Below are 17,104 nucleotides of genomic sequence, written 5' to 3' on the forward strand. Positions count from 1 at the left end.
TGCATTCTGGAATATTCCTTCGCCACTATCAGGAATAGCTAATTGACACTGCCGCCGCCCGCCCTTTACTTTATAAACAGTCTGCTGTTCAGACTGTTATTAATTTGTTGCTGATATGAATAATAAAATGTATTCCGCAGGATGACATTAAACAAGGAAAAGAAATGAATCTATTTGAACAAACCCCGCCTTCACGCAGGCGCTATGGGCTCGCCGCATTCGTCGGTTTAATTGCAGGGATTGTCTCCGCGTTTGTCAAATGGGGAGCCGAAGTGCCGCTTCCGCCACGCAGCCCCACCGATTTATTTACCGGCGCATGCGGGCCTGAGCAATTAATAAGAGCCGCAAGCCAGATTGACTGTTCACGTAATTTTTTAAACCCTCCCTATGTATTTTTACGTGACTGGCTGGGTGTTGTTGATCCTAACGCAGCGGTTTATACATTTGCCGGGCATATATTTAACTGGGTCGGCGTGACGCATATTATTTTCTCAATCGTCTTCGCTGTCGGGTATTGTGTCGTTGCTGAAGTCTTCCCGAAAATTAAACTCTGGCAGGGTTTGCTGGCGGGTGCGTTAGCTCAGCTCTTTGTGCATATGATCTCCTTCCCGCTGATGGGGCTGACGCCACCGCTATTTGAGCTGCCGTGGTATGAACACGTGTCAGAGATCGTGGGCCATCTGGTCTGGTTCTGGTCGATAGAAATCATTCGTCGTGATTTGCGTAACCGCATCACGCACGAGCCGGATCCGGAGATACCGCTGGGTCACTTACGCTAAAAGAAAGGCGCTACTGATGTAGCGCCTTTTTTATGAAGGAGTCAGGTCAGGCTGTACCGCCCACCGTCAGGTTGTCCACTTTCAGCGTTGGCTGGCCCACGCCAACCGGCAGGCTCTGGCCCTCTTTACCGCAGACGCCCACGCCGTTATCCAGCTTCAGATCGTTACCAACCATCGAGATCTGCTGCATGGCTTCAATACCGGAGCCAATCAGCGTTGCACCTTTCACCGCTTTGGTCACTTTGCCCTTCTCGATCAGGTACGCTTCTGAAGTAGAGAAGACAAACTTACCGGAGGTAATGTCCACCTGGCCGCCGCCAAAGTTTGGCGCAAAGATACCGTAATCAACGGATTCGATAATCTCCTGCGGCGTGGATTTGCCCGGCAGCATGTAAGTGTTGGTCATGCGCGGCATCGGCAGATGCGCGTAAGATTCACGGCGTCCGTTGCCCGTCGGCGCAACACCCATCAGGCGCGCGTTGAGTTTGTCCTGCATGTAGCCTTTCAGCACGCCGTTTTCGATCAGCACATTGTACTGGCCTGGCGTACCTTCATCGTCGATAGCCACCGAGCCACGGCGATCGCGCATGGTGCCGTCATCCACCACGGTGCACAGCTCCGAGGAGACAAGTTGCCCGATCTGTCCGCTGAACACGGACGTCCCGCGACGGTTAAAGTCGCCTTCCAGGCCGTGGCCTACCGCCTCATGCAACAATACGCCCGGCCAGCCAGCACCCAGCACCACCGGGAATGAGCCCGCCGGCGCCGCGACGGCATTCAGATTCACCAGCGCCATACGCACGGCTTCTTTTGCCCACGCGTCAGCGCGCGCTTCACCGTCAACGTCGCCCAGGAACCAGTCATAGCCGAAACGACCGCCGCCGCCGCTTGAGCCGCGCTCGCGTTTGCCGTCCTCATCAACCTGCACGCTGATGGAGAGACGCACCAACGGGCGAACATCTGCCGCCAGGGTGCCGTCCGTTGCCGCAACCAGAATCAGTTCATACACACCGCTCAGGCTGGCTGAAACTTCCTGCACGCGTTTGTCCGCCGCGCGGGCGACTTTGTCCACGCGACGCAGGATATCCAGCTTCTCTTCACGGCTCATGCTCTGCAGCGGATCGATACTGGTATAGAGCGCAGAGTGCTGCACTTCTCCCAGGGTTTTCACGCGACCATCCCCGGTATCACGCACAATGGTACGCGCGGCCTGCGCGCTCTGCTCAAGTGCGGTGAGGCTGATCTGATCTGCATAGGCAAAACCGGTTTTCTCGCCGCTGACGGCACGGACGCCAACGCCCTGGTCGATGTTGTAGGAGCCATCTTTGATGATGCTGTCTTCTAAAACCCAGGATTCGTGATAGCTCGACTGGAAATAAAGGTCGCCGTAGTCGAGACGGCGTTCGGTCAGTTGACCAAGAATGGAGAACAGGTCCTGATGGCTCAGGCCGTTCGCTGCGAGCAAATGTTCACTTACCAGGTTCAGACTCATCGTATTGCTACTCGTTCGTTGCCGCCCGTGGCGGTATAAAGATCGTATTTATTGAGAGTGAGGCAATTACCTGCCCACGTCAAATCATTGCTGTGCATCTTTGCGCGGCTGGCGCAGCACCTCGTTAATCTGCGGTTTATCTACCGGACCGGTAATGCGGTAGCGCAGAATGGAGACCTTGCTCCAGAGTGGCCCCAGCACTTTACTGGCGGCAAACACCGCCGCACCAACAATCGGGTTCACCACGAAAGCTGCCGCCACACCCACGCTCGCGGAAATTTCCGGTGCCACGACGGCTTCCATATCCAGTTCGCGACGCACGAGGTTAACGGAGCCTTTCATGGCGATATCCGCTTCAAGGCCATCCACCAGCGTGTCGTCCGTGTGCAGAACGCCGTCCTTGATCCACGCCGTACTGCGGATGGAATCGTAGTAGAAACCTTCGTTGAAGGTATCACTGAAATCGAAGCGCAGCTTGCGCAGCAGCGCGTCAAAACTCAGCAGGCGCAGGATCTGTCCGGCACGCCCCGTGCTTACGTCGGCAATTTCACCTTTGCCGAAGTGGGTTTTCAGAATGCCGTTCAGCGAGGCCTCATCCGGCTTCCACGGGGCGTCACGCCAGTGAAGATCGTAATCGACGTCAAATGACGAGCCGCGCAGCGGCGTGGTGATACCAAAGAAACTGGCTGCCGCATCCAGTTTGTTGCCTTTAATGTCGCCCTTCAGGGACGTCCGCTGCTCGCCCGGGTTATTCACCCATTCGCCTGCGGCCGTCATGCGGCCAAATCCGGTATCAACCAGGCCACCGGAGAGCGTAAGCGTGTTTGCCTGAATAGTGAAATCACCGTCGATACGGCCATATTTCTGCCCCCACAGCCAGCACTCCGCACAGCGCAGCTGGAGATCGGGCCAGCCGCTAAAATCGACGCGGGAGGTATGACTCAGCGGCGACGTCTCTGCCGGGTTGTCTTTCCCGCTCGCAGCGCTTGCCGGGTTGTAGTAGAGGTAGCGGATCGCCGCCTGCCACGGCGCGTGATTGCGCATGGTCAGCGTACCGTTGATCTCTCTGCCCTGGGCCTCCACCTTCGTGCCGTTAGCGCCAGGCTGCGAGACAATGCTCAGGTTGTTCCACTGCTGCCCGCCCAGCATCAGCGACGGCGTACGTACGGTAATGGTTTGCGGGAACTGGGCGGTTTCATCAACGTTTTGCCCAACGCCTTTCTGGAACAGCGCCAGCCACTCAGCACCGTCCATCGGCGGGAGGTTCAGCTCAATGCCCGTCTGCTCCGGCAGCGGCGGCGTGGAGCGGCTATCCGTTGTCCAGATGGCTTTATCGAGGGTGAGCTTGCGGTTAAGCAGCCAGCGGCTGTTGAAATGGTTTGTCCCACCCGCGCTGCCGGTCAGCGCAAAGCTGTTCAGGTTGCCATCGACGTTCAGCTTTACCGGCAACGGCTGTCCGGCCTGTTTATCCAGCGGCGCAGGCAGCTGGCTCTGAAGGTTTTTCAGATCGCCCGTGATGTCGACCTTATACTGGGCACCCGCGTGATAAGGCAGGTCGATTGCCACTTTACCCTGCCAGGCAACCGCCCCCTCCACTGACGCCTCAATGGGCTTCGGCAGGACGTCCATACGTGATGGTTGCCAGTTACCGTCCAGATTGACGGCTACCTGATAGGCCTTTTCACCCTCGGTCGTCGTGAAGTCAATATTAACGGGCTGATTAAACCAGCTGGCCGTAAGCGGCTCGCTCTTCAGGTTACCGTTCTCAAAGCTGAACTGCCCGCTGAGATTTTTCAGCGTGCTCTCAAGGGGTTTGATGAACAGGCTGTTGTTCTTCAGACGGACGTCGCCTTTGGCGGTGGTCATCTTGCCGTCCAGCGGGATATCAAGATGTAAGCGAGCATTCACATCGCCATCAAGCTGCAGCTGTTGAAGCGTCGCGGCCAGCGACTCTTTCAGCGGCGTCTCCTCAAAGTACGGTCCGACCACCTTGCCGGGACCGTTGATGTCGGCATCAATCAGCAGCTTCTCTTTTGAGTAGTCCGGAATGTTGGCCGTCAGGTTACTGGCCGTCACGCCGCCCAGCGCCACGCTGTCGGACTTCATCCACAGGCCGTCATTGAGGAAATTAAGTTCGATATCCAGGTTTTTCAGCGCGGGCCAGTCCGGCTGGAACGCGAAGGTGGCGTTATGCAGCGGCACCAGCACCTGGAACTGGCCTTCATTATGTTTGTACGGGAAAAGATGCGGATTTCCGCCGTAGACCAGCGTGGCATTGTCCGCCTGACCGCCCTGAATCGCCCCGCTGAGATAGTCTACCAGCGCTTTTCCCATCAGGTTTTCCGGGAAGTAGCGCCAGGCCTGAGAGCCGTCATCGGTGCTGATCCCGGCGAGAATACCCAGCCACGGCTCATCCCCTTCAGGCTGCAGATAGCGGAAATCGCCGCGCGCATGCACCGCTTTGGCTTTCACATCGATATGGCGTCCATCAAGCTGGAAACCCTTGTCGTTACGGAGCCAGTTAAGCACCGCGCTGCCCTGTTTGATTTCCAGCGGCGCGCGGAAGACCGTCTCGTAAGGCATTTTGGCGTCGTGCATATCAACCGTCAGCCTGCCATTTTCCACGCTGCCTTCCAGCTTGCCGCTAAAGTGCTCTGCCCCCGGCAGCAGCTTCCACTGCTTCCAGGCAAGATCTTTCCACGTTGCCTGGAAGCGGGTTTTTTCCGTCGCCTGGAGCGGGATATCCAGCGCCAGAGCGTCTATCTTCCCGCTCGGCTGCGTTGCCAGCCAGATCTCGCCGAGATCGGGAGAGAGCTTTGCCGCCATCGAGCGCAGCCCTTCAATGGCGGCCAAATCCAGGTTGCTGGCACGGATGCGCAGCTCGTCGCTGCGTTTACTGGCCGTGCCACCGACGTCCTGCTCCGGCATCCAGGCCAGCGTCAGCGCACCGCGCGGCCACGGCTTGCTGTCCATCGTGATGCGCGTATCGGGAATGGCAAACTGCCAGCCCTCTTTCTCCTGCGTTACGTGTGCGGTGAGGTTATCGACGGAAAGCTGATGCTGTTGTTTTTCGCCTTTCCAGCTCGCGCCCCCCTGCTTGAGCCAGATATCACCGCTGGCAAATTCGCCTTTCGTCAGGGTCAGCCAGCCTTCAAGACTGAAGCGGGCCGTTTCTAGCTGCATATTTTGCTGGAGCCAGTCGCCCAGCCACGGCTTGACGTCCACATCATCGGCCTGCAGCCAGACTTTACCGTTATTTAACAGGCCGTCATCGTCGCGCAGATCCATGCGCACCTGCATCACGCCGTGCTGGCCGTTCAGGCTTGAGAGATTGACCTGTCCCTCGGCGCGATGCCGATCCTTACCGTTGAGCCAGGTCAGCTGCGGGATCGCCAGCTCGGCGCGCTGGCCGGAAAGAGTAATAAAGCTCACTTCGCTGTCACGCAGATCGAAATGATCGAACTGGCGGAGGAAAAGATCGCTGAAGCGGTTGGCTTCAAGACCCTGACCGCTATCGCTACCGGACAGCGGCGTATTGGTCAGGAACTGGAGCTGATAAAAGGTGAGATCGCGAAACTGCCAGCGCAGATGCAGCAGGCTTTGCCAGACGTCCAGCGCCAGGGTCACGCGTTTGATTTTCAGATAACCGCCATCTTTCAGGCGGGCGTTGATATCCCGGACATCGAGCGTCGGGCCAAAATTTTGCCAGTTAGCGCTGACCTGACTGACGTTCACCGGCACGCCGGTGGTGGATTCGATTTTCGCCAGCAGCTGCGGACGCCAGCTGTCCAGATGCGGTAATACGAGGCGTAGCCCGCTCACGAGCAACGCGACAATCACGACCAGCGTTGCCCCTGTAAGCAATAAAATCCCCGGCAATCGCCTCACGCATCTCTCCTTGTCAGCATTCGTCACGCAGCGTACTGCGTTTACATCATCACGACGTCAAACTGCTCCTGGTTATAGAGCGGTTCAATTTGTACTTTTACCTGTTTGCCGACAAAGATTTCCACTTCCGCCAGCGCGTGTGACTCTTCGCCTTTCAGCGCTTCAGCCACCGCAGGGGAAGCATAGACCAGAAAACGGTCGGAGTCGTAGGCATGATGCACACGCACAATTTCACGCATAATTTCGTAGCAGACGGTCTCAACCGTCTTTACCGTTCCGCGTCCATGGCAGGTCGGGCATTCATTACACAGCACATGCTCCACGCTCTCGCGGGTACGCTTACGCGTCATTTCCACCAGCCCCAACTGTGAGAAGCCGTTGATGCTGGTTTTCACGCGATCTTTACTCAACGCCTGCTCAAGCGAATGCAGCACGCGGCGACGATGGTCTTCATTACTCATATCGATGAAGTCGATGATGATAATGCCGCCCAGATTGCGCAGACGAAGCTGGCGCGCAATCGCCTGCGTGGCTTCGATGTTGGTGTTGAAGATGGTGTCATCGAGATTGCGATGGCCGACAAACGCGCCGGTGTTAATATCGACGGTGGTCATCGCTTCGGTCTGATCGATGATCAGATAGCCGCCGGACTTCAGTTCAACCTTACGCTCCAGCGCACGCTGGATCTCGTTTTCGACATCATAGAGATCGAAGATCGGCTGACGCCCTGAATAATGCTCCAGCAGGCCAGGCATCTCGGGGATATATTCGGCGGTAAATTCCAGCAGTGCTTCATAGGTCAGGCGCGAGTCCACGCGAATGCGGTCGAGCTGCGCATCAGCAAAGTCACGCAGAACGCGTTGTGCAAGCGCCAGTTCGCCGTAGAGCTGGTAGCGGGTCTGGTTGCGTTTTTTACGCTCCATCACTTTGGTCCAGACGCGCTTCAGGTATGCCGCATCCGACGCCAGGTCTTCCTCGCTGATCCCCTCTGCGGCGGTACGGATGATAAATCCGCCCTGCTCATCGCAGTAGGCGCTCACCACTTTCTTCAGACGCTCGCGCTCGCTTTCGCTCTCAATACGCTGCGAAACGCCCACGTGCGACGCGCCGGGCATAAAGACCAGATAGCGGGAAGGTAAGGTGATGTCGGTGGTCAGACGGGCGCCTTTGGTACCGAGGGGATCTTTCACCACCTGCACCATCAGATCCTGTCCCTGACGCACCAGTTCGGAAATGTCGCGCACGGCAAACTGCTTTTGCTCTTCGCCCGCGACGCACTCGGTGTGCGGCATGATATCGGAGGCATGTAAAAATGCCGCCTTATCCAGTCCAATATCTACAAAAGCCGCCTGCATACCCGGTAGTACACGACTGACACGACCTTTGTAGATATTGCCTACTATTCCGCGCCGCGCTTCACGCTCAATATGAATTTCCTGAAGAATGCCACCATCAATATAGGCCACACGGGTTTCCGATGGCGTTACGTTTACCAACAATTCAGCCGTCATAATTATCCCTTCCCTCACGCAGTGAGTTAAAATTGCTCAGCAACTCATACGTTTCCACCAGCGGTAAGCCGACTACGGCGTGATAGCTGCCATGAATCTTCCTGACAAAACAGCCACCCAGCCCCTGAATACCGTATGCACCTGCCTTATCCATTGGTTCACCGCTGGCAATATAAGCGGCGATGTCGTCGTCGGTAAGCACTCTGAACGTCACTTCTGTCACCACCAGGCAATCCAGCACGTGCTGGCTGTCAGCCAGCGCGACGGCCGTCATCACCTGATGCGTATGTCCGGACAGTTTGCGCAGCATGCGCGCCGCATGATCGGCGTCGCGCGGTTTCTCAAGCACTTCACCGTTCAGAATAACGATGGTATCTGCTCCCAGCACGGGGAGATCGCATGGCACACTGGCCACGCCCGCCTGCGCTTTCTCACGCGCCAGGCGAGACACGTACTGCTGGGCGCTTTCGCCCTCAGCACGTCTTTCTTCAATGCCGGTCACGATGCGTTCAAAAGAGACCCCTAGCTGCGTCAGGAGTTCCTGACGGCGCGGGGAGCCGGAAGCGAGATACAAAGACGTCATAGAAACCTTTTATTGCACAGCAAACTGCTGGCGAACCTTACGCATCAGCAGGAATAACCATGGCCAGAGCACACCGTTTACTACACTACTCCAGAACACTTCCGGTCGGAAAGAGACGTTGATCACTAAAAACTCTGCCCAGAAAACAACGATATCCGCAGCGAGCGACAATAGCATCACCACCAGGGCCTGTTGCCAGAGCGCAAGGTTACGAAAGAGCTGGAATTTGAGTGCGACGAGGTACGCAATAATGCTCATGGACAAGGCGCGCACGCCAAGCGTAGAGCCGCTAATGAGATCCAGTATGGCACCCATCACGAAACCTGTGCCGACATTTACGCGATGCGGCAGGGCAAGGATCCAGTAGAGCAAAATGAGCAATACCCAGTTTGGCCGGAAAACGAGAATGTCATCCGGCCAGGGCATCACTTGCAGCAACAGTGCAATGAGAAACGAGAGCCAGATGACCCAGCGTCCCTGGCTACGATAGCTTGCCACTACTGCCCTCCCGAAGAGAGTTTAGGCGGTGGCGGCGCATCCGGCAGCGGCTGCGTTAACCCGGTTGCCGGCGCCGGGACTGGCGCAGGCGGCCCCATGGAATCCGCAGGCGGGAGAACCTGCGGCATCATCTGCATCAGGCGCTCATTTGCTACGCGATGCACCTCTTCAGGCGTCATCGGATTAGCACCGTTACGATCGGCGCCCCACAGCAGCAGCAGATAGCGCAGACGCTGCAAACCGGCGGTTGGACGCGCCTGAATCACGGTATAGGCACGCTGCGTATCCAGCTTCACTGAAGAGACCACCGCAACCGGATAGCCTTCAGGGAAGCGTCCGCCCAGACCGGAGGTCACCAGGACGTCACCCACGCGGATATCCGTGTTGGCTGGCAGGTGTTCCAGCTGCAGGTCGTCCGTACAGCCATTACCGGCCGCAATCACGCGGATATCGTTGCGCAGCACCTGGATCGGCAGCGCATGCGTGGCATCGCAAATCAGCAGCACGCGGCTGGTCAGTTTGGCCACGGCTACCACCTGGCCCACAACGCCTTTATCACTGATAACAGGCTGACCTTCATACACCCCGTTCACGCTCCCTTTGTCGATCACAACCTGATCGCTGTAAGGGTCGTTCACGGTGGAGATCACCTGCGTGACCATTTTCTGCTCATCCTGACGCAGCGGCGAGCCGAGCAGTTCACGCAGACGCGCATTTTCCTGCTTGTATTGCCCCAGCATCAGCAGTTCGCTGTTTTTCAGCAACAGTTCCTGACGTAATGCCCGGTTTTCGAGTTCGAGTTGGTCACGTGAAGACAGCGTTTGAGAAACGGAGTCGAGCAGTTCACGGGGACCATTGGATATAAAGTAGAAAGGACTGACGGCGGTATCCATGTACGTTCGGATCTGGCTGAACGTACCGAGGCGGCTATCGGCAATAATGACCCCAAGCGCAACCAGAACCGCCAGAATAAGGCGAAACTGTAGCGATGGGCCACGGCTAAAAATTGGCTTCATAGGCTATGCGTATTCTCGCGTCAGAGAGAAAGGGTAGCAAATTGCTACCCTCTCAAACTCGACTACTCTTCGCTGAACAAATCGCCGCCGTGCATGTCGATCATTTCCAGCGCCTTGCCACCACCACGGGCGACGCAAGTCAGTGGATCTTCTGCAACTACGACAGGAATACCTGTCTCTTCCATTAACAGGCGGTCGAGGTTACGCAGCAGCGCACCACCACCGGTCAGAACCATACCGCGCTCGGAGATATCGGACGCCAGCTCTGGTGGGCACTGTTCCAGCGCGACCATTACCGCGCTCACGATACCCGTCAGTGGTTCCTGCAGTGCTTCCAGAATTTCGTTGGAGTTCAGGGTGAAACCGCGTGGCACACCTTCAGCCAGGTTACGGCCACGTACTTCGATCTCACGCACTTCATCGCCCGGATACGCAGAGCCGATTTCGTGTTTGATACGCTCTGCGGTGGCTTCACCGATCAGAGAGCCGTAGTTACGGCGTACATAATTAATGATGGCTTCGTCGAAGCGGTCACCACCGATACGTACGGAAGAGGAGTACACCACGCCGTTCAGAGAGATAACGGCCACTTCAGTGGTACCACCACCGATATCCACCACCATGGAACCGGTCGCTTCAGACACTGGCAGGCCAGCACCGATAGCCGCCGCCATTGGCTCTTCAATCAGGAACACTTCACGCGCACCTGCGCCCTGGGCAGATTCACGGATTGCGCGACGCTCTACCTGGGTTGCACCAACCGGCACACACACCAGAACACGCGGGCTTGGGCGCATGAAGCTGTTGCTGTGAACCTGCTTGATGAAGTGCTGAAGCATTTTTTCAGTCACGAAGAAGTCGGCGATAACGCCGTCTTTCATTGGGCGAATGGCGGCGATGTTGCCAGGGGTACGACCCAGCATCTGCTTCGCGTCATGACCCACTGCGGCCACGCTTTTCGGCGAGCCTGCACGATCCTGACGAATGGCCACAACAGAAGGCTCATTCAATACGATGCCTTGTCCTTTTACATAAATAAGGGTATTCGCGGTACCCAGGTCAATGGACAGGTCATTGGAAAACATGCCACGAAATTTTTTCAACATACTAAGGGATAATCCTGAAAGCTGGGGCGGAAAACAAAATCCGCTTACTTTACCAACCACACGCAGCAGCGACAAGGCGCAAAAATCATCTGCAACGGTGAAAATTTGTGCAGTACGTTTCCTGATGTTACAAAATCATCCCCTGACTCCCTCAGGGCTGAATAAACAGTAGCGTTCCCCACTGACGTTTGTAACCCGTTAAAGGTCGTTCACTGGCTTTTTGCTCGACATACTCAAAGCTACAGGCGCGATATTCTACGTGAAAACAGCGTAAACGGCAGGTCAAACAGAGTATCTTTGCAAATATTTTTTCACGTTGGTGTCAAGCGGTTGAGAGGCAGCAAAAAAATCCCCCTGACCACCCATCACACCGCGCTCTGTTAACATCTGCCATTCACTTCTGGAGCGCACGCCCGTGGCAAATACTTGTGTTCGCGTTCCCTTGCATGCTTCTACCAGACTCTGTACCAGCAGCTGGTTTTCCGTACGCTTCTCAATATTCCTTACCAGCCCCGGATGTAGCTTTAATAACTCCACATCCAGCTCCTTGATCCAGTTGGTACTGACCAGCGTTAAACCTGCCTGCGTCACCGCCACACGCGCACCGAGCGCATTGATCAAACGAACTACCGGACGTAACCGGCTGATGTGTTGACCTACATCAGCCTCAGCAAGTTCAAAAATAATGTGTTTGCGTTGCGATTTTTCGCATTGCATTAATGTATCACGAAGCCAGCGCTGAAAACGTGGGCGTATTAAGGACTCAACGGTAACCTGTAATGCCAGGCTCTCTTCAGGCCAAAAAGATAAAAATGGAATCAATCGCGTAATTTGCTGGCGGTCATACTCTTCGGACAGACCAAATTGCAGGACCATCGGCAGATATTCCGCCGAGATAACCTCTTCCGAACCGTCAAAAATACGACACATCAGTTCACGGTGATGAACGTTGCCGTTTTTCATGACCGCGGGTTTTTGATAAATACGTGGTCCACCGCGGCTAAGCATTTGCTCAATCAAAGTACGCCAGCGCACATTACCACGCCCTTTTTCCGGCAGCGAGTCATCGTAAACCGCCCATCCGTTCGCCCCCTGCAACACGGCGTTGCGGGTGGCCGCTTCCGCATGTTCCATCACCTGTTGTGTGGATTGTCCGCCACGCCAGGCGCAGATCCCCATGTGGACCATATCGTCCCTGTCGAGCATTTTGCTCTGCGGCAGCGCATCCACCGCCTTCAGCAGCTGGCTGGCGATGCTTTCCGACTCCTTCAGCGTACGATGAGGCAACAATACGGCAAAGTCGCTGCGGTGATAGCGGGCCAGCAGCGCGCCCGGGTAGCGCATAATAAAGGTGGAGAGCAGGTTGATCAGCGTAAAGAGGTTTTCTTCCGCAGCCCGCTGTCCCCAGGTATCGCGCAGGAGATCGAAATCGGGCAGGCGAATCATCATCACCACCCCGTGTGTCCCCACTTTTTCTGAATCGTCGAGCAGCGTGGCGAGCTGATTATCAAAGAAAAGACGGTTGTTAAGGCCAGTTTTATTATCCTGGGCGGCATAAGAGCGAATCAGCGTATCCATTCGGCTGCGCTGGTCGCTGGCAAACTGGATTTCCGAGAGCAGCGTATCCAGCGCGCTGCTGGCGCGTGACGGCCACTCATGGACCGAGCCACGCACCTGCGGGCCGCGTTCACCGTTAAGGATCCGCACGGAGCGCATCTCCAGCAGCTCCTGGCCGGAGAGCTGGCGGCGCAGCCAGCGGACCGCGAGAAAGATCAGCAGGACGATAAACGCAACGGCGACGGTGAGCGGTGCGGTGGTCATCATTGAACGAAAATAGCTCGCCATCGGATCGAGGTAGACCATGTGTATGGTCATCCCCGGATTTTTCAGGGAATGCACCGTCACTTCCCGATACTGGCTCACCACGCCCGCGGGACGATAGCCTCCCGGCCGTTCGTGGCTTAAAACACGATGCTTTCCCTGCAGAATGTCGATCTGAACGATATCAACAGGTACCATCAACTCATCGAGCTCACTGGAGAGCGCCGGTAGCGGCGTCGTCAGCAGACGCGCATCAATCACCGATGCAACAGACTGTACCCGGTTAACCAGCTTGTCCTGAATGGCGGTGTAAAAGCTCAGGGAGCAGCCCATAAGCGTGACAAAAATGGTAAGCCCCGTCAGCAAGGTGATAAAAGCCGAGAACTTCGTCGTTAATCGCATCCTTGAGATTACTCCGTGGGTTGATGGGGTAGCGAGTAAGCGCTAACTTGCATTCCAAATGCGGCATACTACCAAATCGAGTGTATCTGGCAATTTATTGCGTTAAATCGGCATTGCGTTTCCCTGAGCGAGTATAGTCTTCAGAAATTATTTTCCAATCATCTGAGTCGAGAGGACCCCGTATGCAGGCTTTGATCTTAGAACAGCAGGACGGCAAAACGCTTGCCTCAGTGCAGGCGGTTGAAGAGAGTCGCCTGCCGGAAGGCGAAGTAACCGTCGACATTGACTGGTCCAGTTTAAATTATAAAGATGCGCTGGCGATTACCGGTAAGGGTAAAATCATCCGAAATTTCCCTATGGTGCCAGGGATTGATTTCGCTGGCCGAGTTCATACCAGCGAAGATCCGCGTTTCCATGTGGGCCAGCAGGTGCTGCTCACCGGCTGGGGTGTGGGTGAAAATCACTGGGGCGGGCTGGCAACGCAGGCGCGCGTGAAGGGCGACTGGCTGGTGCCAATGCCGAAAGGCATGGATGGCCGCAAGGCGATGATCGTCGGCACGGCAGGCTTTACCGCCATGCTGTGTGTGATGGCGCTGGAAGATGCGGGCATCCGCCCTGAATCGGGTGAAATTGTCGTCACTGGCGCCAGCGGCGGCGTGGGCAGCACTGCAGTCACGCTGCTGCACAAGCTGGGCTATCAGGTCGCGGCGGTGTCGGGCCGCGAAAGCACCCACGATTACCTGCGCCAGCTCGGGGCCAGCCGCATTCTCAGCCGTGACGAATTCGCCGAAACCCGTCCACTGGAAAAACAGGTCTGGGCAGGCGCGGTGGATACCGTCGGTGATAAAGTGCTGGCAAAAGTCCTGGCGCAGATGAACTACGGCGGCTGCGTGGCAGCCTGTGGACTGGCGGGCGGATTTGCCCTGCCCACCACCGTGATGCCATTTATTCTGCGTAACGTCCGCCTGCAGGGTGTGGATTCCGTGATGACCCCGCCGGCCCGTCGCCATGAAGCCTGGGAACGGCTGGTGCGCGACCTGCCGGAATCTTTCTATACCCAGAGCGCAACGGAGATAACCCTCAGCCAGGCGCCGGAATACGCCAGTAAGATCATGGACAACCAGTTCCACGGTCGTGCGCTGGTGAAAATCGCCTAATCTTCAAATTTTCGTGACATATTCGCGCGAATCCCTCTCCTCCGTCATGCTTAGGAAAACGCATGACGGAGGATGCCATGAAAAACCGAAAACTGACGGAAGCCGACGTAACGTCCGAGTCTGTCTTTATGTTACAGCGCCGCCAGATCCTGAAAATGCTTGGCATCAGCGCCACAGCCCTGACGCTCTCTCCGGCTGCACACGCCGATCTTCTCGACTGGTTTAAAGGCAACGATCGGCCGAAGGCCCCTTCCGGCGCCCCGCTCACCTTTACGAAACCCGCCCAATGGCAAAATAAACTGACGCTGACGCCAGAAGATAAAGTCACCGGCTACAACAACTTCTACGAATTTGGTCTCGACAAGGCCGATCCTGCCGCCAACGCCGGTAGCCTCAAAACCGATCCATGGACGCTGAAGATTGATGGCGAAGTGGCGAAACCTCTGACGCTGGATCATCACGATCTGACCACCCGTTTCCCGCTCGAAGAGCGTATCTACCGCATGCGCTGCGTGGAGGCCTGGTCGATGGTGGTGCCGTGGGTCGGCTTCCCGCTGCATAAACTACTGGCGATGGTTGAGCCCACCAGCAACGCAAAATATGTCGCTTTCCAGACGCGCTATGCGCCGGACGAGATGCCAGGACAAAAAGACCGGTTTATCGGCGGCGGGCTCGAGTATCCGTATGTGGAAGGATTACGCCTCGATGAGGCGATGCACCCGCTGACCCTGCTGACCGTCGGCGTGTACGGCAAGGCGCTTCCGCCGCAGAACGGCGCCCCCATTCGTTTAACCGTACCGTGGAAATACGGTTTCAAAGGAATTAAGTCCATCGTCAGCATTAAGCTTACCCGCGAGCGTCCTCCCACCACCTGGAATCTGGCGGCTCCGAACGAATACGGCTTCTTCGCCAACGTGAACCCGCATGTGGATCATCCGCGCTGGTCGCAGGCAACCGAGCGGTTTATCGGTTCCGGCGGTGCGCTGGACGTGAAGCGTCAGCCCACGCTGCTGTTTAACGGCTATGCGGATGAAGTGGCCTCGCTGTACCGTGGCCTCAATTTACGGGAGAACTTCTGAGTGCGTTTAACGGCAAAACAGATTACCTGGCTGAAAGTGCTGCTGCACCTGGCCGGGTTACTTCCTTTTATATGGCTGTTCTGGGCCGCCAGCCAGGGGCTCTTTAGCGCAGACCCGGCCAAGGATATCCAGCATTTTACCGGTCGGATGGCTCTGAAATTTTTACTGGCCACCTTGCTCGTCTCGCCGCTGGCGCGCTACGCTAAACAGCCACTATTGATACGCACCCGTCGGCTGTTAGGGCTATGGTGTTTTGCCTGGGCGACGCTGCACCTCACCAGCTATGCCCTGCTGGAACTGGGAATTAACAATCTGGCACTGCTTGGCCGCGAACTGGTGACACGCCCTTATCTGACGCTGGGTATTGTGAGCTGGGTGATTTTACTGGCGTTAGCGCTGACCTCCACGCAATATGCGCAGCGAAAACTGGGCAGGCGCTGGCAGCTGCTGCACAACTTCGTCTATCTTGTCGCGATCCTCGCCCCCATTCATTACCTGTGGTCGGTGAAGATCCTCTCCCCGCAGCCGGTCCTGTACGCACTGGCCGCCGTGGCGCTTTTAGCATGGCGTTACAAGAAGTTCCGCCAGTGGTTGCGATAGTTCGCGAAACTGTGCGTTTTCCCGCATATTCCCCGTCAACCGCAAATCTTTTTTGGATAGCGGTTGATAATCTTCCCTGATAAGACCAGTATTTAGCTGCTAAATGCTACGAAATCGTTATAATGTGCGACCTTGGTTCGCCTGACAGCGGTTTTAAGCCTCTGAAAAGGTGACATTTGCGTTTCGAAGGTATATTTTGTTTTTTACCCGAAAATCGCAGGAGATAGCGGCATAATGACTGATAAGTTCCATATCTTAGTTTTGAACGGACCGAACCTGAACATGCTCGGAACCCGTGAGCCAGAGAAGTACGGCACGCTGACATTGAGTGAAATTGTTAACCGTCTGGGAACGGAAGCAGCATCACTGAATGTGGATTTGGATCATTTTCAGTCGAATGCGGAGTACGCAATCATCGACCGTATTCATCAGGCTAAAGACAATGTGGACTATATCCTGATCAATCCGGCCGCGTTTACGCACACCAGTGTTGCTATCCGCGACGCACTGCTCGCGGTGAGTATCCCGTTTATCGAGATCCACCTGAGTAACGTGCACGCCCGAGAGCCGTTCCGCCACCATTCGTATCTGTCAGATATCGCTGCTGGCGTTATCTGTGGACTGGGCGCAGACGGCTATTCATACGCTTTACAGACAGCGGTAAAACGCTTGTCACAATCACACTAAACAAGAGTACGGAACCCACTCATGGATATTCGTAAGATTAAAAAACTGATCGAGCTGGTTGAAGAATCAGGCATCTCCGAACTGGAAATTTCTGAAGGCGAAGAGTCTGTACGCATCAGCCGTGCAGCCCCAGCCGCTAGCTTCCCGGTAATGCAGCAGGCTTATGCTGCGCCAGTGCAGCAGCCTGCGCTCTCCGCAGCCGTTGCGCCAGCAGCTGAAGCCGCACCTGCCGCTGCAGCAGAAATCAGTGGTCACATCGTACGTTCCCCAATGGTTGGTACTTTCTACCGCACCCCGAGCCCGGACGCGAAGGCGTTCATCGAAGTGGGTCAGAAAGTCAACGTAGGCGATACCCTGTGCATCGTTGAAGCGATGAAAATGATGAACCAGATCGAAGCAGACAAATCAGGTACTGTGAAAGCGATTCTGGTCGAAAGTGGTCAGCCGGTTGAATTTGACGAGCCGCTGGTCGTCATCGAGTAACG

General features: G+C 56.0%; 14 protein-coding genes. 6 read left to right on the plus strand and 8 right to left on the minus strand.

The annotated features are described in order from the left end of the window. The first annotated feature begins 164 nt into the window (after positions 1-164). Positions 165-779, plus strand: coding sequence for a YagU family protein (locus tag AC4IC4_RS20580; RefSeq protein WP_024906328.1), 615 nt, complete (start codon positions 165-167; stop codon positions 777-779). Positions 780-825: 46 nt separating this feature from the next. Here AC4IC4_RS20580 and tldD read toward each other — a convergent pair whose 3' ends face one another. The 8 genes from tldD to csrD all read right to left on the minus strand — a co-directional run bounded on the left by tldD (position 826) and on the right by csrD (position 13,096). Next, complete coding sequence (tldD, locus tag AC4IC4_RS20585) at positions 826-2,271, minus strand: metalloprotease TldD (protein ID WP_024906327.1); 1,446 nt, start codon at positions 2,269-2,271, stop codon at positions 826-828. Between the two features lie 84 nt (positions 2,272-2,355). Then, positions 2,356-6,159 carry an AsmA2 domain-containing protein YhdP gene (gene yhdP, locus AC4IC4_RS20590; protein WP_491471810.1) on the minus strand — a complete coding sequence of 1,268 codons (3,804 nt, stop codon included), beginning with the start codon at positions 6,157-6,159 and terminating at the stop codon, positions 2,356-2,358. A 41-nt stretch (positions 6,160-6,200) separates the two neighbouring features. Continuing rightward, positions 6,201-7,670 (minus strand): ribonuclease G, encoded by a 1,470-nt coding sequence (gene rng / locus AC4IC4_RS20595; protein ID WP_032650437.1) that lies wholly within the window; start codon positions 7,668-7,670, stop codon positions 6,201-6,203. Further along, on the minus strand, positions 7,660-8,253 hold the full coding sequence (locus AC4IC4_RS20600) for a Maf family protein (protein ID WP_024906325.1): 594 nt from the start codon (positions 8,251-8,253) through the stop codon (positions 7,660-7,662). The genes rng and AC4IC4_RS20600 overlap by 11 nt, the downstream gene beginning before the upstream one ends. A gap of 9 nt (positions 8,254-8,262) precedes the next feature. Beyond that, positions 8,263-8,751 (minus strand): rod shape-determining protein MreD, encoded by a 489-nt coding sequence (gene mreD / locus AC4IC4_RS20605; protein WP_023309399.1) that lies wholly within the window; start codon positions 8,749-8,751, stop codon positions 8,263-8,265. Beyond that, positions 8,751-9,767, minus strand: a complete 1,017-nt coding sequence (gene mreC / locus AC4IC4_RS20610; protein WP_032650442.1) for a rod shape-determining protein MreC — start codon at positions 9,765-9,767, stop codon at positions 8,751-8,753. Before mreC ends, mreD begins: the two co-directional genes overlap by 1 nt. A 62-nt stretch (positions 9,768-9,829) precedes the next feature. After that, positions 9,830-10,873: a rod shape-determining protein MreB gene (mreB, locus tag AC4IC4_RS20615; RefSeq protein ID WP_000913396.1), complete on the minus strand. Its 1,044-nt coding sequence runs from the start codon at positions 10,871-10,873 to the stop codon at positions 9,830-9,832. Positions 10,874-11,155: 282 nt separating this feature from the next. Beyond that, on the minus strand, positions 11,156-13,096 hold the full coding sequence (gene csrD / locus AC4IC4_RS20620) for an RNase E specificity factor CsrD (RefSeq protein WP_491471811.1): 1,941 nt from the start codon (positions 13,094-13,096) through the stop codon (positions 11,156-11,158). A gap of 182 nt (positions 13,097-13,278) precedes the next feature. On the opposite strand from csrD, the gene acuI reads away from it, so the two are divergent. The 5 genes from acuI to accB all read left to right on the plus strand — a co-directional run bounded on the left by acuI (position 13,279) and on the right by accB (position 17,102). Further along, the gene (gene acuI / locus AC4IC4_RS20625) at positions 13,279-14,253 is read left to right on the plus strand and encodes an acrylyl-CoA reductase (NADPH) (protein WP_491471812.1); all 975 of its coding nucleotides are present in this window, start codon (positions 13,279-13,281) and stop codon (positions 14,251-14,253) included. A 77-nt stretch (positions 14,254-14,330) separates the two neighbouring features. Continuing rightward, entirely contained in the window at positions 14,331-15,332 is a 1,002-nt protein-coding gene (msrP, locus tag AC4IC4_RS20630) for a protein-methionine-sulfoxide reductase catalytic subunit MsrP (protein WP_023333641.1), read from the plus strand. Further along, positions 15,333-15,932, plus strand: coding sequence for a protein-methionine-sulfoxide reductase heme-binding subunit MsrQ (gene msrQ / locus AC4IC4_RS20635; protein WP_024906321.1), 600 nt, complete (start codon positions 15,333-15,335; stop codon positions 15,930-15,932). Between the two features lie 234 nt (positions 15,933-16,166). Continuing rightward, a complete protein-coding gene (gene aroQ, locus AC4IC4_RS20640; RefSeq protein ID WP_024906320.1) occupies positions 16,167-16,619 on the plus strand; it encodes a type II 3-dehydroquinate dehydratase in 453 nt (150 codons plus the stop codon). A 21-nt stretch (positions 16,620-16,640) separates the two neighbouring features. Continuing rightward, on the plus strand, positions 16,641-17,102 hold the full coding sequence (gene accB, locus AC4IC4_RS20645; protein ID WP_010436174.1) for an acetyl-CoA carboxylase biotin carboxyl carrier protein: 462 nt from the start codon (positions 16,641-16,643) through the stop codon (positions 17,100-17,102). The last annotated feature ends 2 nt before the right edge of the window (positions 17,103-17,104 follow it).

The sequence above is a fragment of the Enterobacter sp. Taxon_2 genome (genome assembly GCF_058355295.1).